15 protein-coding genes and 1 pseudogene are annotated in these 18,108 nt (G+C 62.0%); 1 reads left to right on the forward strand and 15 read right to left on the reverse strand.

The genetic code is table 11. The features are described 5' to 3' along the window. Positions 1-2: 2 nt before the first annotated feature. The 11 genes and pseudogenes from hflK to ndk form a co-directional block, all read right to left on the reverse strand. A complete protein-coding gene (gene hflK / locus ACIPHM_RS03715) occupies positions 3-1,325 on the reverse strand; it encodes an FtsH protease activity modulator HflK (protein ID WP_400324681.1) in 1,323 nt (440 codons plus the stop codon). 341 nt (positions 1,326-1,666) lie between these two features. Then, positions 1,667-2,746: pseudogene (gene hflX / locus ACIPHM_RS03720) on the reverse strand (GTPase HflX); the annotation flags it as partial. Positions 2,747-2,845: 99 nt separating this feature from the next. Next, positions 2,846-3,082, reverse strand: coding sequence for an RNA chaperone Hfq (hfq, locus tag ACIPHM_RS03725; protein WP_010807283.1), 237 nt, complete (start codon positions 3,080-3,082; stop codon positions 2,846-2,848). Positions 3,083-3,208: 126 nt separating this feature from the next. Beyond that, entirely contained in the window at positions 3,209-4,546 is a 1,338-nt protein-coding gene (gene der, locus ACIPHM_RS03730; RefSeq protein WP_400324684.1) for a ribosome biogenesis GTPase Der, read from the reverse strand. Positions 4,547-4,625: 79 nt separating this feature from the next. Beyond that, complete coding sequence (bamB, locus tag ACIPHM_RS03735) at positions 4,626-5,807, reverse strand: outer membrane protein assembly factor BamB (protein ID WP_400324686.1); 1,182 nt, start codon at positions 5,805-5,807, stop codon at positions 4,626-4,628. 104 nt (positions 5,808-5,911) lie between these two features. Then, positions 5,912-6,541 carry a YfgM family protein gene (locus ACIPHM_RS03740; RefSeq protein ID WP_400324688.1) on the reverse strand — a complete coding sequence of 210 codons (630 nt, stop codon included), beginning with the start codon at positions 6,539-6,541 and terminating at the stop codon, positions 5,912-5,914. A 27-nt stretch (positions 6,542-6,568) separates the two neighbouring features. After that, a complete protein-coding gene (gene hisS / locus ACIPHM_RS03745) occupies positions 6,569-7,945 on the reverse strand; it encodes a histidine--tRNA ligase (RefSeq protein WP_400324689.1) in 1,377 nt (458 codons plus the stop codon). A gap of 76 nt (positions 7,946-8,021) precedes the next feature. Further along, positions 8,022-9,302, reverse strand: coding sequence for a flavodoxin-dependent (E)-4-hydroxy-3-methylbut-2-enyl-diphosphate synthase (gene ispG / locus ACIPHM_RS03750; RefSeq protein WP_400324690.1), 1,281 nt, complete (start codon positions 9,300-9,302; stop codon positions 8,022-8,024). 18 nt (positions 9,303-9,320) lie between these two features. Then, positions 9,321-10,391, reverse strand: coding sequence for a helix-turn-helix domain-containing protein (locus tag ACIPHM_RS03755; protein WP_400324692.1), 1,071 nt, complete (start codon positions 10,389-10,391; stop codon positions 9,321-9,323). 261 nt (positions 10,392-10,652) lie between these two features. Then, on the reverse strand, positions 10,653-11,774 hold the full coding sequence (rlmN, locus tag ACIPHM_RS03760; RefSeq protein ID WP_044455382.1) for a 23S rRNA (adenine(2503)-C(2))-methyltransferase RlmN: 1,122 nt from the start codon (positions 11,772-11,774) through the stop codon (positions 10,653-10,655). A gap of 59 nt (positions 11,775-11,833) precedes the next feature. Further along, on the reverse strand, positions 11,834-12,259 hold the full coding sequence (ndk, locus tag ACIPHM_RS03765) for a nucleoside-diphosphate kinase (RefSeq protein ID WP_400324693.1): 426 nt from the start codon (positions 12,257-12,259) through the stop codon (positions 11,834-11,836). 404 nt (positions 12,260-12,663) lie between these two features. Between ndk and ACIPHM_RS03770 the strand changes: the two genes are divergently transcribed. Beyond that, positions 12,664-13,365, forward strand: a complete 702-nt coding sequence (locus tag ACIPHM_RS03770) for a Bax inhibitor-1/YccA family protein (protein WP_400324695.1) — start codon at positions 12,664-12,666, stop codon at positions 13,363-13,365. A 225-nt stretch (positions 13,366-13,590) separates the two neighbouring features. Here the strand turns inward: ACIPHM_RS03770 and rlmD are convergent, their stop codons facing one another. From rlmD to ACIPHM_RS03790, 4 genes are all read right to left on the reverse strand, one after another. Then, the gene (gene rlmD, locus ACIPHM_RS03775; RefSeq protein ID WP_400324697.1) at positions 13,591-15,129 is read right to left on the reverse strand and encodes a 23S rRNA (uracil(1939)-C(5))-methyltransferase RlmD; all 1,539 of its coding nucleotides are present in this window, start codon (positions 15,127-15,129) and stop codon (positions 13,591-13,593) included. Between the two features lie 118 nt (positions 15,130-15,247). Then, positions 15,248-16,024: a 3'-5' exonuclease gene (locus tag ACIPHM_RS03780; protein WP_400324699.1), complete on the reverse strand. Its 777-nt coding sequence runs from the start codon at positions 16,022-16,024 to the stop codon at positions 15,248-15,250. A gap of 107 nt (positions 16,025-16,131) precedes the next feature. Further along, on the reverse strand, positions 16,132-17,229 hold the full coding sequence (rpoS, locus tag ACIPHM_RS03785; RefSeq protein ID WP_400324701.1) for an RNA polymerase sigma factor RpoS: 1,098 nt from the start codon (positions 17,227-17,229) through the stop codon (positions 16,132-16,134). Between the two features lie 15 nt (positions 17,230-17,244). Next, a complete protein-coding gene (locus tag ACIPHM_RS03790) occupies positions 17,245-18,030 on the reverse strand; it encodes a peptidoglycan DD-metalloendopeptidase family protein (protein ID WP_400325315.1) in 786 nt (261 codons plus the stop codon). Positions 18,031-18,108 lie beyond the last annotated feature (78 nt).

The following is an 18,108-nucleotide window of genomic DNA, read 5'->3' on the forward strand; positions in this document are numbered from 1 at the left end:
CCTTAGCGTGAATCGCGGTCGCGGTTGCGCAGTGCCGCTCGCGATCGATCATGGTCGACATCATTGGTGTCATCAGCGGCCGGTGCACCCGCCGCCGCCCCCGTGCCTGCACCGGACGCCGGTGCCGGGGTCGACGCGTCGCTACGCGAACGCTCCATGATCTTGTCCAACGGCAGATACAACAGACTGTTGTTCTTCGAATCCACCATGATCTTCGTAGTGCGCGAGTAGATCTGCTGCATCGTATCGAGATACATACGCTCGCGAATCACACCGGGGGCCTTGGCGTAGGCTTCCTGCACCGACTTGAAGCGATCGGTATCCCCCTGTGCCTGCGACACGACACGCGCCTTGTAGCCCGCGGCCTCTTCCGTCAGACGCGACGCCGTACCCTTGGCACGCGGAATCACGTCGTTGGCATAGGCTTGCGCTTCGTTCTTTGCGCGCTCCAGATCCTGACCGGCCTTCACGGCGTCGTCGAACGCCGCCTGTACCTGCTCGGGCGGCTGCACGCTCTGCATCGTGACGCTGGTGACCAGAATGCCAGTCTTGTAGCTGTCGAGAATGCGCTGGATCGACGTGACAAGCTCGTTGGCGATCTCTTCACGACCGGCGTAGAGCACGAAGTCCATCTTGCTCTTGCCGACGATCTCGCGCACAGCCGTTTGCGCGGCCAGATTCACCGACGATTCGGCGTCCACGTTATTGAACAGGAACTCGGTCGCATCCTTGATGCGGTACTGCACGGCGAAGCGCACATCGATGATGTTTTCATCGCCCGTGAGCATCGACGAGTCCTTCAGATCGGTATCGCGAATCGTGTTCGAACGGCCGATTTCCACCGACCGGATCTGCGACATGTTGACGATTTCGACCGACTGGAACGGATACGGCAGGCGCCATTGGATACCCGAAGTCGTCGTGTACTTGTACTTGCCGAACTGGGTGACGACACCGACCTGACCTTCCTGGACGATGAAGAGCCCCGTGGCCAGCCAGATCAGGAACGCCAGCGCGAGCACGACGCCCACGCCGATGCTCGACCCACGCGAGCCGCCGGAGAAATTATTGTTCGAACCGCCATTACCGCCCCCGCCGTTCTTGCGGCCGAAGATACGGTTAAGACGCCGATTGAAATCGCGCCACAGTTCGTCGAGATCGGGCGGGCCATCCTGCTGCGGACCTTGCGGTCCGCGCTGCGGCTCCTTCGGATCTTGCGAATTCGGATTGTTCGCACGATCGGGGCGGTTCGGCTCCTGATTGCCGGACGGCGTATCGCCGCCGCCGTCCCGCCCCCAGCGCGGGTCGTTCAGGGAGAAAATCAAGCCAACTCGTCGCATCAAAGCTCTTGGAAGCATAGGTAGAAGCGTGGTGACTGAAGCGGGTTTGGCGTTGCGACCGGCGTGCCTCACTTCGGAGCGCGCATGTTGCCGGTTCGCGCGTGGTTCCCGAATCTGGTTTGCCGATCGGCGGCCTTGCCCGGCCTCCGTCTAGTCTCTTGCCAGTTCGTCACCCGTGTCGGGCTGTGCTGCCGGTAAAACCCCGTGGCAACCTGCCCTTCACGAGGCGACGTCTCGTGTTATCTGTCTTCTGCGCGCGGCACATCGTCCCAACGGTCGATGAGCCGGACATCGGGCGCTTCGTGCTGCGATTGTAACCCAGTGCCGGCCACAACCGCCTCGCAGATGGCCTCGCGCAGCAGCTCAAGGCCCTGACCGGTGCGCGCGCTCAAAAAGACTCGCGTAATGCGCCCGGCCTCGTCCCGTTCGATTCTCGGCCCTTGCGCGGCCAGTTCCGGCACCGCGTCGATCTTGTTCCAGACGAGAATCTGGGGGATATCGGCCGCGTCGATCTCCGCCAGAACGGCATTGACCTCGGCCATTTGCTCCTTGCGCACCTGACTCGAGGCATCCACCACATGCAGCAGCATGTCGGCGTGTACCGTCTCCTCAAGGGTCGCCCGGAATGCCGCGACCAACTGGTGCGGCAACTCGCGGATGAATCCGACAGTGTCAGACAGCACGATGTTCCCGACATCGCCAAGATAAACGCGACGCGATGTCGTATCGAGCGTGGCGAACAGTTGATCGGCGGCGTAGGCATTGGCCTTCGTCATCGCATTGAACAGCGTGGATTTGCCTGCGTTCGTATACCCGACAAGCGAGATCGACATGGTGCCGCTGCGCTGACGCGCGCGACGCTGCGTATCGTGCTGACGCTGCAGCCTCTCGAGCCGCACTTTGAGCGATTTCACGCGATCGCCGAGCAGCCGGCGGTCGGTTTCGAGCTGCGTTTCGCCCGGCCCGCGAAGACCGATACCGCCCTTCTGACGTTCCAGGTGAGTCCAGGCGCGCACCAGGCGCGTGGACAGGTACTGCAATTGCGCGAGTTCGACCTGCAGCTTGCCTTCATGACTCTTCGCGCGTTGGGCGAAGATATCGAGGATCAGGCTGGTACGGTCCACCACCCGGCGTTGCAGCAGGTGTTCGAGGTTACGCTGCTGACCGGGGGTCAGTGCGTGATTGAAAATGACCAGTTCGACGTCGTACTCGGCGATAGCATCGCGCAGTTCTTCTGCCTTGCCGCTGCCGATGAACAGCTTGGCATCGGGGCTGTGGCGACGGCCAGTGATCGTCACGACAGGCTTGGCGCCTGCGGATTGCGTCAGAAGGTCGAGTTCCTGGAGGCTGGCTTCGAAATCGAGTTTGCCGAAATCGATGCCGACGAGCGCGGCGTTGGTGGTCAAGCTACGCTGGGAGTGGGGATTGGGACTGTTGGACAAGAGCGGGCGATGGGGAGGAGAAATTCGCCCGGCCGGAGAGACTCCCGGTCGGGCGAGCCTGAATCAGGACTGCTCGGCTTCCGGATGGAAATTCACCGGACGCGCAGGCACGACCGTCGAAATGGCATGCTTGTAGACCATTTGGGTGACCGTGTTGCGCAGCAGGACGACATACTGGTCGAATGACTCGATGTTTCCCTGCAGCTTGATACCGTTGACCAGATAGATCGAGACGGGAACATGCTCCTTACGCAAGGCGTTCAGAAACGGGTCTTGTAGAAGTTGCCCTTTGTTGCTCATAAGTTACTCCATTGTATTTTTAGCAAATGACCGTAAGCCAAGGCGTGTGCGCGCTTCCCACCCTGACTTCCACACTATAGCTGATTTTGCTAGCGTCGCCAGCAAAACCCCGCCCAGGATCGGCTTTCACTCGCCCTTGGCGTAAGGGTTCGCGCTGTTCCGGAACTCTATGCGTAATGGAGTGCCCTTCAACTTAAAAGTTTCGCGGAAACGGTTCTCAAGATAGCGGCGATAGCTATCGGTCACGCCATCCAGACTATTCCCGTGAATGACGATGATCGGCGGATTCGAGCCCCCTTGGTGAGCGTAGCGAAGCTTCGGACGCGAGAAGCCCGCGCGCCGCGGCTGCTGGTGCTCCACCGCTTCGATCAGCGCCTTGGTGAGCTTCGGCGTCGGCAGTTTGCTCATCGCCGCCGCGTACGCCTCATCCACCGAGCGCATCAGCGGGCCAATGCCCGTCGCCTTCGCGGCCGAAATGAAGTGGAAGTTTGCGAAACCGAGGAATTTGAGCTTTCGCTCAAGCTCCTGCTTGGCCTGATCGCGGGTGTATTCGTCCAGCCCGTCCCACTTGTTCACGCCCACGACCACTGCACGGCCCGATTCCAGGATGAAGCCCGCAATGTGCGCGTCCTGATCGGAGATGTCCTGGCGCGCGTCGAGCATGAGGATCACGACGTTCGCATCGGCGATCGATTGCAGCGTCTTGACGACCGAGAATTTCTCGATGGCCTCGAACACCTTGCCACGACGACGCAAGCCCGCCGTATCAATCAGCGTGTATTCCTTGCCCTGACGCTCGAAATCGATGTGAATCGAGTCGCGCGTGGTGCCCGGCATGTCGAACGCGATCACGCGCTCTTCGCCGAGCAACGTGTTGACCAGCGTCGATTTGCCCACGTTCGGACGGCCAACGATGGCGATCCTCACGCGCCCGTTGCGCGTCTCGTCGTCTTCGCTCTCGTCCTCATTGGCATAGAACGGCGCAATCGCTTCGTCGATGACTTCCTTCACGCCGTCGCCGTGCGCTGCCGAAATTGCCAGCGGGTCGCCCAGACCGAGTTCGTAGAAGTCGTTCGCGACCGTGGTGTACTTCATGCCCTCGGCCTTGTTGACCACGAGCATGATCTTGCGCCCTGTCTTGCGCAGGTAGTCGGCAATGATCTGATCTTGCGGCGTGAGGCCCTGACGGCCGTCCACGATGTAGATCACGACATCGGCCTCGACCACGGCCTGGCGCGTCTGCTTGGCCATTTCGTGGAAGATGCCTTCCTTGGCCACGGGTTCGAAGCCGCCGGTGTCGATCACCAGATACGGATGCTCGCCAACGCGCCCCTCGCCATAGTGACGGTCGCGCGTGAGCCCGGGCATGTCGGCGACGAGTGCGTCGCGCGAGCGGGTCAAACGGTTGAATAGCGTCGATTTGCCGACGTTGGGGCGCCCTACGAGCGCGATCACGGGTTTCATGAATAAGCCCTAAAAACGAAGACGGCCGGCGCGCTGCCGGCCGTTCCCGGAAAATGCCCGGGTGCTTGCCGGTTACCGGTTATTCCGGACGGAAGCCATAAATATTGCCGTCGCGGGTTTGCACGACCAGCGTCTGACCGGCGATGACCGGTTGTGCGCTGATTGCACCGCTCAGCTTGACGCGGGCGAGGAACTCGCCATTGTCACGCGACAGGAAATGCAGATAGCCCTGCTTGTCGCCCACCACTACCACGCGGCCGAGCGCCAACGGCGCCGACAGGTCGCGGTACTTGAGCTTGTCGTTCTGCCACAGTGTACTGCCATCGGCAGCGTTGAACGCGTACACGGCGCCGTCGGTATTGACCGATGCCACCACACGTTCGTCCTGCGACACGCCGTTAGGCGACGAGAATTCACGCGCCCACAGGCCGTTGCCGGTCTGCACGTCCACGCAGCCCACACGGCCCTGGAACGTTGCACCGCACACCTGACGGCCGAACACGACCGGCGAACCCGTCACGTCGTTCACACGCTCGACTTCGGTCACACCCTTCGGGTACGACAGCGGCGTGATCCACTGCGGGTTGCCCGTGTTGGCGTCGAGCGCTACCAGCTTGCCGCCGGGGAAGCCCGTGACGACCGAACGGTCACCCACGAACGTCATGCCCGTGCCGGTACGCAGCGTCAACGTCGAGCTCGGCTGCGAGTACGACCAGCGCACCGAACCGGTACCCGAGTCGAACGCGGTCACTCGGTTGTTGATCGCACGCACCACCACCAGGCCGCGACCGACCAGCGGTGCGGTGAGCACTTCGCTGCCGGCGTTGGCCTTCCATGACGGCTTGCCATCGTGATCGAACGCGATCACGTCACCCTTGTGCGTAGCGACGACGGTCGTCTCGCCATCGCTGCCCGGACCGGCGGTGATGCTCGTATCCGCCTTGGTCGACCAGGTCGACGCTCCCGTATCCGCATCCAGACGCACGATGCTGCCATTCGCGCCCGCCGCAAACACCGCATTGCCCACGGCAACCGGCGCAAAGCTGTAAGCCCCGGCCTTGCCGACGCTCGCTGTCCAGATCTGCTTGACGGTCAACGCCTGCTTGATCTCCGTGAGCGGTGTCGGTTCGTGCGCCGGCTTGCTGCCGAAGAGTCCGCAGCCACCCAGCGTACCCAGCACCGCCAGCGTCAGCACAGCAGTGCCCGCGCGCTTGAAAAGGCTACGGCGGCGCATCGAGGCGGACGGCTCGGACTGTGACATGGCCATCGTTTGCGGCATCGATCGACGGAAGTCGTTAAGGATCATCATGTACCCGGTTATGCGTTATGGGAGGGTAATACTTGCCAACGGAATGCCGACGCGCGTCAGGCCCCCAGCGCGTCGAGCTTGAACTGAACGAACTGACGCATGCCCGAGTCCTGCTTGTCGAGCTTGTCGAGTGCGAGCTTGTAAGCGGTCCGTGCATCGGCCACCTTGCTCTGCGCAACCAGCACGTCACCGCGACGATCGGCAAACAGCCCGGCGTACGGCGCCGGCGGATTGTCGAGCAGCTTGAGCGCCTCGTCATACGCCTTCTCGTCGAGCAGCACGCCCGCCAGACGCAGCTTGGCCAGTTGCTTGTACTCGTCGTCCTTGGCGTTCGACACGGCCCATTGCAGTTGCGCCTTCGCGCCTGCGGCATCGCCCGCGTCCGCGAGCGTCTTGGCCGCGAGCAGCGCGGTCATTTGCGCGTACGGCGTGCCGCTGAACTTGCTCTCCATGTCCGACGCAATGCGCGCGACCTTCGCCTTGTCCTTCGCGTCGATGGCGCTTTCCAGTTCGCCATACAACACGCCAGCTTCCACCGTCTGCTTGCGTTCGTAATAGCGCCACAGGTTCCAGCCGCCATAGGCCAGCATGATGACGACGAGCGTCCAGATAACGTAATTGCCGTACTGCTGCCACCAGGCCTTTACGTTCTCGATCTGTTCCTGTTCCTCGTGATAGCTGCTCATTCGCCGGGGTTCTCCGTGTCTGGCGTCTTAATGAAGGGTTTCGTTGCCCGCGCCGTCGCCGGCCAGGCTTTCGTTCACACTTTCGTCGGCACTGGCGACGATGGCGTCGATCAGGTACTCGGCGAGCGCCTCGAACGGCACGCTCGACTGATTGTTCGCCTGCTCGGCCGCACGCATGTGCTTGACTTCGGCAGTTCCCGAAGCCACTTCGTTCTCACCGATGATGACCGCGAAGTTCGCACCGCTCGCGTTCGCGCGCTTCATCTGCGACTTGAAGCTGCTGCTCTTGCCGTCCGGGCTGCAATGGAACACGACGTTCAGCCCGGCGTCGCGCATGCGCTCGGCCGCGATCAACGCCGGCGCCACCGCCGACTCGCCTTGATGCACGACGTAGACATCAGCACCTTCGGCCTGCGGCACGAGATCGTCTTCGCGCAGCAACTCGAGAATACGTTCGACGCCCATGGCCCAGCCGCACGCCGGCGTGGGGTCACCGCCCAGTTGCTCGATGAGCGGGTCGTAACGTCCGCCACCGGCCACCGTGCCCTGCGCACCCAGCTTGTCCGTCACCCACTCGAACACGGTCAGATTGTAGTAATCCAGACCACGTACCAGACGCGGATTGATCGTGAATGGAATGTTGTTCGCCTTGAGCAGCAACTGCACGCCTTCGAAGTGCCTGATCGATTCCTCTCCGAGATAATCGATGAGCTTCGGCGCACCTTCGACCATCTCCTGCATCGCCGGGTTCTTCGTGTCGAGCACGCGCAGCGGGTTCGTGTAGAGACGGCGCTTGCCGTCTTCATCGAGCAGGTCGACGTGCTTTTCGAGGTAGGCGATCAGATCGGCACGATGACGCGCGCGCTCTTCGCCCTGCCCCAGCGAATTCAGTTGCAGGTGGATACCAGTCAGACCGAGATCGTCCCACAGGCGCTGGCACATCAAAATGATTTCGACATCGGCATCGGGTCCCGCGAGGCCGAGCGCTTCCACGCCCACCTGATGGAACTGACGATAGCGGCCGCGTTGCGGCTTCTCGTGACGGAACATCGGGCCGAAGTACCACAGACGCTTCGGGCCGCCGTACAGCAAATTGTGTTCGAGCGTTGCGCGAACGGCAGCCGCGGTGCCCTCGGGGCGCATCGTGAGCTGCTCGCCATTGAGCGAATCGGTAAAGCTGTACATCTCCTTCTCGACGATGTCGGTCACTTCGCCGATACCGCGCGTGAACAACTGCGTCTGCTCGAGAATCGGCGTACGGATTTGCTGATAGCCATACGCGCGCAGCATCGCGCGCACCGATTCTTCGAAAAACTCCCACAGGGCTTCGTCCTGCGGGAGGATGTCGTTCATGCCTTTGACCCCGGCCAGTTTGGCGAGGCGATTCTTCTTTGCGTCAGTCATATTCTCTTGTGTTCTGCCTGCTTGCTGCCCGGGCCGCGAGTGCCTTACATCGGCTTAAGTGGACCTTGTGCCGGTCTTAGGCGGCAACCGCTCCTTCGGCCTGACCGTAATGGGTCTTCACATAGTCGTCGACGATCTGCTGGAACTCTTGGGCGATATGATCGCCGCGCAGCGTACGCACCTTTTCGCCATCGACGAACACCGGCGCCGCCGGCGATTCACCCGAGCCCGGCAAGCTGATGCCGATGTTCGCGTGCTTCGATTCCCCCGGACCATTCACGATGCAGCCCATGACGGCGACGTTCATATTCTCGACGCCCGGATATTGAGCCTTCCACACCGGCATTTGTTCACGCAGATATGTCTGAATACTCGAGGCGAGCTCCTGGAACACCGTGCTCGTCGTGCGGCCACAACCCGGGCAGGCAATGACCATCGGCGCAAACGCGCGCAGGCCCATCGTCTGCAGGATTTCCTGCGCCACCACAACTTCGCCCGTACGCGCGCCACCCGGCTCGGGTGTCAGCGAAATCCGGATCGTATCGCCAATGCCTTCCTGCAACAGCACCGACAGCGCGGCCGTCGACGCGACGATGCCCTTCGAGCCCATCCCCGCTTCGGTCAGCCCCAGGTGCAACGCGTAGTCGCAGCGCTTGGCCAACTCGCGATACACGGCGATCAGATCCTGCACCGCGCTCACCTTGCACGACAGCAGAATCTTGTCTGCCGACAGACCGACGTTCTGCGCCAGTTGAGCCGATTCGAGTGCCGACGTGATCAGCGCTTCGTACATCACGCTTTGCGCGTCCCACGGAGTTTCGCGTTTCGCGTTTTCGTCCATGATGCGAGCGAGCAACGACTGATCCAGGCTGCCCCAGTTCACGCCGATGCGCACCGGCTTGTCGTACTTGATCGCCATTTCGATCATTTGCGCGAACTGCGTGTCGCGCTTGGCACCCTGCCCGACGTTACCCGGGTTGATGCGGTACTTCGACAACGTTTCGGCGCATGCCGGATAGTCGGCAAGCAGCTTGTGGCCGTTGTAATGGAAGTCGCCCACCAGCGGCACCATCACGCCCATGCGATCGAGTTGCTCGCGAATCTCCGGCACGGCAGCGGCCGCTTCCGGCGTATTCACCGTGATACGCACGAGCTCGGAACCCGCTTGCGCCAGCTCCTTCACCTGAATGGCCGTGCCGATCACGTCTTCCGTGTCGGTGTTGGTCATCGATTGCACGCGAATCGGTGAATCGCCGCCGACCGTCACGAGCTGGCCGCCCCAACGGATCCCGACCTTGCGCGACTGACGGCGAGGCGCCGGACCACCGATGATCGGCATGCATTCTACAGAAGCCATGATTACCCTCTTTCGGTCTTACTGGAGCGTCAGACGCGCCACGTTGCCCGCATTGCGGGACTTGATCTCGACCGGTTGACCGTTGAATTCCAGCGACTCGACGCCCGCGACGTTACCCACAACGACCTTGAGCGGCGCATCGCCCGTAATTTCCTGTTCGGCACCCGCGCGCATCAGCTGGGAGAACAGCACTTTGCCGTCCTTCGAACGCACTTCCACCCAGCTATCCGCCTTCAGGCGCAACGCAATCTTGCCATTGCCCGGCACCCCCACGCTCGATGCCTTCGCGTCAGCCGGTGCCACCGGTGCTGCCACGGCCGGTGCGGTTGCCGCACTGGCCAGGCCGGCGACAACGTGCGTCGGATCGGCGGCAGCAATCAGGCCCGCCCCCGCAGTGGCCGCACTGGCCGACGCGTTGTTCACCGTGTTTTCCGTATTGCCGCTATTGGCCGCATTCGTGCCGTCGGCGCCCGGCGGTGTGCCGTTGGCATCGGCAACCACCGGCTGGCTGGCCGGCTCGGCGGCATCCGGCGCGCCCTGCGCCGACGCGGCGCTGGCGAGTTCCGCCGGTTCGACCGAACCCCGTCCGGCCTTATGTGCGTTACCGAAGTACCACGCGGCACCGGCGATCACGACGAGCGCAGCGAGGGCCCACGGCCACTTGGCTTGCGACGCCGCCACCGGCGAGCGGAACCGTACCGGGCTCTTCGGAATGCTCGGTTGCCCCGACTGGGGCTGGGGAATATCGATGGGGACCGGCGACGTACCGCTGAAACGGCGCAGCGACTCGATCATCGGCTCGGGGTCGCCCCCCACCATACGCGCGTAGCTACGCACCACGCCCTGAATAAACGGCATTTCCGGCAAGGCATCCCACTCGCCGGCTTCGAGACGCTTGAGCTTCTGCACCGAGACCTTGAGACGCGCCGACACGTCTTCGACCGACATGCCACGCTTTTCTCGCAATGCCGCCAGTTGCGCCCCCACTTGCGCTCCCAGCTCAGCCCATCCGGCAGGTGCGCCTTGCGGCAATCCCTGGCCTTGAGCCTCGGCTTGCCCGCCTGCATCCGCCTGATTCTGGTTATCCATCGATACGCCCCCGTTCGTAAGCAGCCACCCGCAGCGGCTGAGGATATGCTCGCGACAGTTTCAGTGCGTCATCCGCCGTGCGCGCGACGTGAAGATCTGCGCAACGCATCGGAAAACCCGGCAAGAAACTGACGGAATCGCGCGGGACACGATACTCGCCCCGCGCAAGGAATGCTGTAGTGCAAGACTGATCCGACGGGCGGCATGGCGCGAGCGGGGCCGACGGCCCTCGCCACGGTCCACGCCCGCCCATGCGTAACCTCATACGGTACGCACCTCGACCGCGATTTTCCCGAATTTTCCGCGCTGTGCAAGCCGCGTGCGATCCTGCACTTCGCCGGCAAGCTGCCCACAAGCGGCGTCAATGTCGTCGCCGCGCGTTTTGCGCACGGTCGTGACGAGGCCTGCGTCGAGCAGAATTTGCGCAAAACGCTTGATCTGCGGATCTTTCGAACGCAGCAGGCCGGATTCAGGGAACGGATTGAAAGGGATCAGATTGAATTTGCACGGCACGTCGCGCGTCAGGGCGACAAGCTCGCGCGCATGCGCTTCGGTGTCGTTCACACCGTCGAGCATGCAATACTCGAACGTGATGAAATCGCGCGGCGCCACTTCCAGGTAACGCTCGCACGCGCCCATCAGTTCGCGTAACGGATATTTTTTGTTGAGCGGCACGAGCACGTCGCGCAGCGCATCGTTCGGCGCGTGCAGCGAGACGGCCAACGCCACGGGCAGCTCCTGGCCCAGGCGGTCCATCATCGGCACCACACCGGAGGTCGACAAGGTCACGCGACGACGCGACAGCCCATAGGCGTTGTCGTCGAGCATCAGGCGCATGGCGCCCACCACGTTGTCGAAATTGAGCAGCGGCTCGCCCATGCCCATCATCACCACGTTGGTGATGACACGCTCGTTCTTGCCCTCGCGCCCGAGGTCCCGACGCAACGCGAATTCGGCCATCCACAACTGACCGATGATTTCGCCTAGCGACAGATTGCGCGAGAAACCCTGCTTGCCGGTCGAACAGAACCGGCAATTGACGGCGCAGCCCGCTTGCGACGAAACGCAAAGCGTGCCACGCGTCTCCTCGGGAATGTAGACGGTCTCGACGGCATTGCCGTTGCCCACATCCAGCAGCCATTTGCGCGTGCCGTCCGCCGACAGGTGGTCGGTGATGGCAGCAGGCGCAACAATATTCGCGCGCGTTTTCAACTTCTCGCGCAGCGATTTGGCCAGATCGGTCATGCCGTCGAAATCGGCGGCGCCCATCTGGTGGATCCAACGCTGGAGCTGGCGAGCACGGAACGGTTTCTCACCGAGCGTGCCGCAATAGGCGGCCAGACCGTCCGGATCGTAATCAAGCAGATTCGTGAGGTTGGTCATGGCCCTGGTCCGTCAACATCCCTTCGGTATCTTCCTGCGATTGAGCGACTATACGCGGCTTAGCGCGAGTAGACGTTCATGCCCGGGAAGAAGAAAGCCACTTCCACAGCGGCCGTTTCAGCGGCGTCCGAGCCATGCACGGCGTTGGCGTCGATGCTGTCGGCGAAGTCGGCGCGGATCGTGCCCTTCTCTGCCTTCTTCGGGTCGGTGGCGCCCATCAGTTCGCGGTTCTTCGCGATGGCGTTTTCACCTTCCAGCGCCTGGATCATCACCGGACCCGAGATCATGAAGTCGACCAGATCCTTGAAGAACGGGCGCTCCTTGTGCACGGCGTAGAACTGCTCGGCGTCAGCGCGCGACAGGTGTACCAGCTTGGCAGCGGCGATCTTCAGGCCTGCGCCTTCGAAGCGGCTGTAAATCTGGCCGATCACGTTCTTGGCAACGGCATCGGGCTTGATAATCGACAAAGTGCGTTCGACTGCCATGAAAAACTCCAAAAAATTAAGCAGTTATATAACCAACATGAACCCGTAATTGTAGCACGAAGGCTGTTATGATGGGGACGGAACCTACAGTGCACGTACCGCTCAAACGCAGGACGGCCGGGACGATCCGGCTTTTCGCGAAGTTGAGGTGAGCGCAAGATTCCGACACCTTCCCAAGATGGCAGGGTTGGAGCAGGCGGCGGTGGATTGAAATTTGGGTTTTCGCCCGAATATTTCGAGAATCGTCCGAGCGCTTTTCCGGGTATTTTTCGGTATTCTTTGACTTCGACGACAAGCCAGACCAACGGCTGCGGGGGATTTGCCGGCAATGGCCGGCATCGTAAGCGTCACCAGGCGCCTGCAGGCCCCGCCAACAGGCACAACGACCACGGAGAACACAATATATGAACCAGGATTTTCAACGCTTCGGCTACGGTGGAACGGGTGGCGTCGCGACCGCGCAAGTGCGCAACAAGGTGCTGCGCAATACGTATTGGCTGCTCGCGCTGTCGATGCTGCCGACGATCGCGGGGGCCTGGCTGGGTGTGAACTACGGCTTCGCGCTGTTCGCGGGCAGCCCGATGGTCAGCGTGATCGCGTTCCTTGCCATCGCTTTCGGCTTCATGTTCGCCATCGAGCGCTTCAAGAACAGCGGCGTCGGCGTGGCATTGCTGCTGGGCTTCACGTTCTTCATGGGCCTGATGCTCACGCGACTGCTGAGCTTCGTCCTGGGTTTCTCGAACGGCGCATCGCTCATCATGCTGGCATTCGGCGGCACCGCCGTGATTTTCACGGTGATGGCGACGGTCGCCACGGTCAGCAAACGTGACTTCAGCGGACTGGGCAAGTGGCTGTTCATGGGCGTGATCGTAATCCTGCTGGCATCGATCGCCAACATCTGGCTGCACCTGCCGGCGCTGATGCTGACCGTCTCGGTGCTCGCCATCGCGATCTTCTCGGCGTACATCCTGTTCGACGTGCAGCGCGTTGTGAACGGCGGCGAGACGAACTACGTCACCGCAACGCTCGCGATCTATCTCGATCTGTACAACATCTTCACCAACCTGCTCGCCATCCTTGGCGTGCTGGGCGGCAACCGCAACTAAGCGCGGATGCACTGATGCGGCGGCCCAAGCGAGTGCTTTTGCACTTCGTGCCGCCGACAGACGCAAAAAAGCCAGTCCTTCGGGACTGGCTTTTTCTTTGGGCGACACGTTGGCAAGAGAGGCCGTGAAACATCCCTGACCTACCGCTGCTGCTCAACCATTCAACTGCGCGGCCGCCCACAACAGCCACGCCGCCGGGGCAGCGCGGCCGATCCACGAGAACGATCAGGCGCCCTCGTGGATGACACCATCGCCGCTCGCGGCGCCGGCAATCGCCTCGACGCCTTCATCGGCAGTACCGTCCTGAGCGTTCGGGCCATCCGACTCGGACATCCGTACGCGTGGCACCCACGGCTCGCCGATGCTTTCATGCTCGAAAACCGCCATCGATTCGACGTGCGACGTGTGCGGGAACATGTTTACCACCCCCGCCAGCGTCAAACGATAACCCGCTTCGTGCACGAGCAGACCGGCGTCGCGCGCCAGCGTTGCGGGGCTGCAGGATACGTAGACGATACGCTTGGGCATCCCCTCGTAACCCTGCTGCGCCAGTTCGGCCAGCGCCTTCGATACCGCCAATGCGCCCTCGCGCGGCGGATCGATCAGGTAGCGATCGAATGCGCCCAGCGCACGAATGTCATCCGCCGTGATGTCAAACAGGTTGCGGCATGCGAACTCCGTATGCTCGGCCACGCCATTGCGTTGCGCATTCGCCAGCGCGCGCTCGGTCAATGCCGTGCTGCCTTCGATCCCCACGACCTTCCCGGCGCGACGCGCCAGCGGCAACGTAAAGTTGCCGAGCCCGCAGAACAGATCGAGCACGCGCTCATGCGACTGCGGCGCCAGCAAGCGCAATGCGCGATGCACCAGCACACGGTTGATCTGATGATTGACCTGCGTGAAGTCCGTCGGCTTGAACGGCATCCGGATCTGATACTCCGGCAGTGTGTAGTGCAGCTCCGGCTCAAGCGGATAGAACGGCACGGCAGTGTCCGGACCCTTCGTCTGCACCCAGAACTGGACGTGATTCGCATCCGCAAATGCACGAAGCATGTCTTCGTCAGCCGGCGTGAGGGGTTCGAGAATACGCAGCACGAGTGCCGTTACATCAGCCCCGATCGCCAACTCGATTTGCGGCAAACGTTCGCGAATCGACAGCGATTCGACCAGACGGCGCAGCGGCACCAGCATGTCCGACACGTGACGCGGCAACACTTCGCACGAATCCATATCGGCCACGTAGCTGCTCTTGCGCTCGTGGAAGCCAATCAGCACGCCGCCCTTCTTCGGCACGTAGCGCACCGTCAGACGCGCACGGAAACGGTATCCCCAGTCGGGCCCCTGAATCGGTCGAAGCATGGCTTCGGCCTTCACCTTCCCCAGACGCGCCAGATTATCCTCGAGCACGCGCTGTTTGATGGCGATCTGCGCACGCGGCTCAAGATGCTGCATCGAACATCCCCCGCACTTGCCGAAATGCGGACACTTCGGCTTGGCGCGCATCGGGCTCGCGCGCAGCACATTGACGGCTTCGGCCTGCTCGAATTTGGGTTTGCGACGATAGCTCAGATACGTGACGCGTTCGCCCGGCAGTGCGCCTTCGACGAAGATCACCTTGCCGGGTTTGTATTCCGGTGTGCCCGGCTCGCCCTCGGGTGACGTGCGGCCAACGCCGCGCGCTTCCATGTCGAGCGATTCGATATCGATGATGCCAGGCTCGGCGCCGGGCCGGCCGCGCGAGGCGTTTCGGGAGGAGCGGGTCACGTCTTTGTTCTCATAGGCGACAGCAAACCCGGCATTTTAATCGATTCGCCCGCGAGTTATGCGCGGCGAATGCGTGTCGCCACGCGTCACCCGTGAAAAACATCGGAAATGCCTCAAATTACACCCAGGCGCCGAGGTACTCCTTCCAATGCGGCGCCTCTTCCTGCTCAAGCGAACGCTTCACGAATTCGATCTCCTGCTCGTACTCCGCATGCCCCAAACCACCGCGCATCAACTGGTAACGGCAGTACACAAGATACGTATTCACCACGTCCGTCTCACAGTAATTGCGTATCTCTTCGAGCTTGCCGTCTCGATACGCCTCCCACACCTTGCTGCCGTCCATGCCGAGCTTGCCGGGGAAACCGCACAGCTTGGCCAGATCGTCGAGCGGCGCGTTTGCCCGTGCCTGATACATCGCGAGCAAATCCATCAGATCCAGATGGCGCTGGTGATACCGGCTGATGTAGTTGTTCCACTTGAACTCGCGATCGTCCTCGCCCATATCCCAATAACGCGACGCGGAAATGCCATGAATCATCGCGCGGTAGTGCAACACAGGCAGATCGAAGCCCCCGCCGTTCCACGATACAAGCTGCGGCGCGTGCTTTTCGATGGTGCGATAGAAGCCGGAAATCAGCACCTCCTCGCCGTCTTTAAGCGTGCCCAGCGACTTCACTCGGAAGCCGTCACGATCGCGGAACACACACGAGATGGCCGCCACGCGTTGCAGATGCAACGGAAGGAAATCGTGACCCACTTTTTCCCGGCGGGCGGCGAACGCCGCCTCTGCGACGGCCTCGTCGGACAGACCGGCATACGCGGGCTCGAGTTTGCGCAGGCCGACGACATCGGGGATCGTTTCAATATCGAAGACGAGAACGGGAGATGGCATGGTGAAAATCGGAAGAAAGGATCACAAGATGCGTCACTCGATGCCGAGGGGACGCCAATTTGCAGCGCACACCACGTACCCGGCAAGCGACAATCAAACGGCACCGCTCAGAGCACGGCGTCCTTGCGCACGCCGTTGGACGCGAAATAGCGCTTTAGTTTGACGAGCGCCTCCTGCTGAATCTGACGCACACGCTCGCGCGTCAAACCCATTTCGTCGGCCAACTCTTCAAGCGTGGCAGGCTCCACGCGATTGAGTCCGAAGCGGCGCTCGATGACGTAACGATGTTTGGTCGACAGGCGCGAGAGCCAAAGCCGCATGAGGTCTTCGAGCTCGCGATGCTGCACTTCCTGCTCCGGCGCCTCGCTGTGGTCGTCAGAGAGCAGATCGAGCAGACTGCTGCCGGGATCGATTTCGAGCGGGGCGTCGAGCGACGCCACATGCTCGTTGAGCGCGAGAATGTCGGTGATCTCTTCCGGCGTCTTGCCTGTCAGATCGGCGATATCCTCGATGCTCGCATCGCGCTGCTCTCCACCGTCGACATACGCGGCACTCTTCTCAAGGTGACGCTTCGCACGCAGCACCTGATTGAGTTCGCGAATGACATGCACCGGCAGCCGCACAGTACGCGCCTGATTCATGATGGCGCGTTCGATGCTCTGACGAATCCACCATGTTGCGTACGTCGAGAAACGGAATCCGCGCCCCGGGTCGAATTTCTCGATGGCGTGCATCAGGCCGAGATTGCCCTCCTCGATCAGATCGAGCAGCGGCACACCCCGATTGAGATATCCCTTGGCGATGCTCACGACGAGACGCAGATTGCGCTCGATCATCACCTGACGCGCCGCAAACTCACCGGCTTGCGCACGCGTGGAAAAATCGAGCTCTTCGGCCGGGGTCAGCAGCGGCTTGACGCTGATGCGATTGAGGTAGTGCTGGACGGTGTCGGCCGTGAGCTCGGCCTGGAGGACAGTGCCGAAGTCGTCGGCACCGGCAGACTTGCGCTTGCGGCCGGTGCTCGCGCCCTCTTCAGCGGCATCGGCAGCGTCGGACGCCGGGGCGTCGTCATCCTCCGCCTCGCGCTCGTCGAAAGCGTCGTCCACGTCCTCATCCTGCCGGGATTGCCGATCGTCAACGTCCTGATCTGGCTCCGGGGCAGCGAGGTCTTCCTCTTGCGAAGTACGACGCTTTCTCTTGAGCATTCGACCCTGCCTAGGTTATTGAGGCGGCAAATACTTCATCGGATCCACAGGCTTGCCGTCCTTACGCACCTCGAAATGCAGCATGACACGATCTGCATCCGAGTTGCCCATTTCGGCAATGGTTTGACCCCGCGTGACGGAGTCGCCTTCCTTGACCAACAGTTTGCTGTTGTGTGCATACGCCGTCAAGAAGGTGGCATCGTGTTTGATGATGACGAGGTTGCCATAGCCACGCAGGCCGGCACCCGAGTACACCACCTTGCCAGCCCCCGCCGCGTAAATGGGTTGACCGGTCGTACCACCAATGTTCAGCCCCTTGTTCTTCGAGTCGTCGAAGCGCCCCACAACGGTGCCCTTGGCCGGCCACGACAGTTGCAGCTCGCCGCTGGACACGGCCGACGGCGCACTCGACGCCGTCGAACTCGCGGACGGCGGCACCACTGCCGGCGGCACGGAGGCCGGGCTGTTGCTGGCAGACGACGATGGTGTCGCGGCCGGCGACGGCAGCGGCGTACCAGTATCGCCCGCAGGCGGCTTCACGCGGAGCACCTGACCGACTTCGATCTGATCCGGATTCTGGATGTTGTTCCAGCGCGCGATATCGCGGTAATTCTGCCCGTTCTCCAGCGCAATGCGATAGAGACGATCACCCGGCTTGACGCGGTAATACCCCGGCGGCACCGGCGTGTTGTCGACGACAGGCGCAGCGGCGCCCGACACACTGTTGTCGGTCGCCGCACCGCCTACGGTACGGTCGACGACCGGCGCCCCGACTTGTCGCGATGCGCACGCTGCCAGCATGCTCAGCAACAGGACACTGGCGACGCGTTGTTGGAAACCCGCTCGCAAATTCACTCAAATCCTCCGCAGAATAGGCCC

Source organism: Pandoraea sp. NPDC087047, from assembly GCF_044745225.1.
In the GTDB taxonomy this organism is placed as follows: Bacteria; Pseudomonadota; Gammaproteobacteria; order Burkholderiales; family Burkholderiaceae; genus Pandoraea.

Coding starts and splice junctions, on each gene's coding strand:
- hfq (WP_010807283.1), bottom strand. CDS start 3,082: ATGAGCAACAAAGGGCAACTTCTACAAGACCCGTTTCTGAACGCCTTG.
- der (WP_400324684.1), bottom strand. CDS start 4,546: ATGAAACCCGTGATCGCGCTCGTAGGGCGCCCCAACGTCGGCAAATCG.
- bamB (WP_400324686.1), bottom strand. CDS start 5,807: ATGTCACAGTCCGAGCCGTCCGCCTCGATGCGCCGCCGTAGCCTTTTC.
- ACIPHM_RS03740 (WP_400324688.1), bottom strand. CDS start 6,541: ATGAGCAGCTATCACGAGGAACAGGAACAGATCGAGAACGTAAAGGCC.
- hisS (WP_400324689.1), bottom strand. CDS start 7,945: ATGACTGACGCAAAGAAGAATCGCCTCGCCAAACTGGCCGGGGTCAAA.
- ispG (WP_400324690.1), bottom strand. CDS start 9,302: ATGGCTTCTGTAGAATGCATGCCGATCATCGGTGGTCCGGCGCCTCGC.
- ACIPHM_RS03755 (WP_400324692.1), bottom strand. CDS start 10,391: ATGGATAACCAGAATCAGGCGGATGCAGGCGGGCAAGCCGAGGCTCAA.
- rlmN (WP_044455382.1), bottom strand. CDS start 11,774: ATGACCAACCTCACGAATCTGCTTGATTACGATCCGGACGGTCTGGCC.
- ndk (WP_400324693.1), bottom strand. CDS start 12,259: ATGGCAGTCGAACGCACTTTGTCGATTATCAAGCCCGATGCCGTTGCC.
- ACIPHM_RS03770 (WP_400324695.1), top strand. CDS start 12,664: ATGAACCAGGATTTTCAACGCTTCGGCTACGGTGGAACGGGTGGCGTC.
- ACIPHM_RS03780 (WP_400324699.1), bottom strand. CDS start 16,024: ATGCCATCTCCCGTTCTCGTCTTCGATATTGAAACGATCCCCGATGTC.
- rpoS (WP_400324701.1), bottom strand. CDS start 17,229: ATGCTCAAGAGAAAGCGTCGTACTTCGCAAGAGGAAGACCTCGCTGCC.
- ACIPHM_RS03790 (WP_400325315.1), bottom strand. CDS start 18,030: ATGCTGGCAGCGTGCGCATCGCGACAAGTCGGGGCGCCGGTCGTCGAC.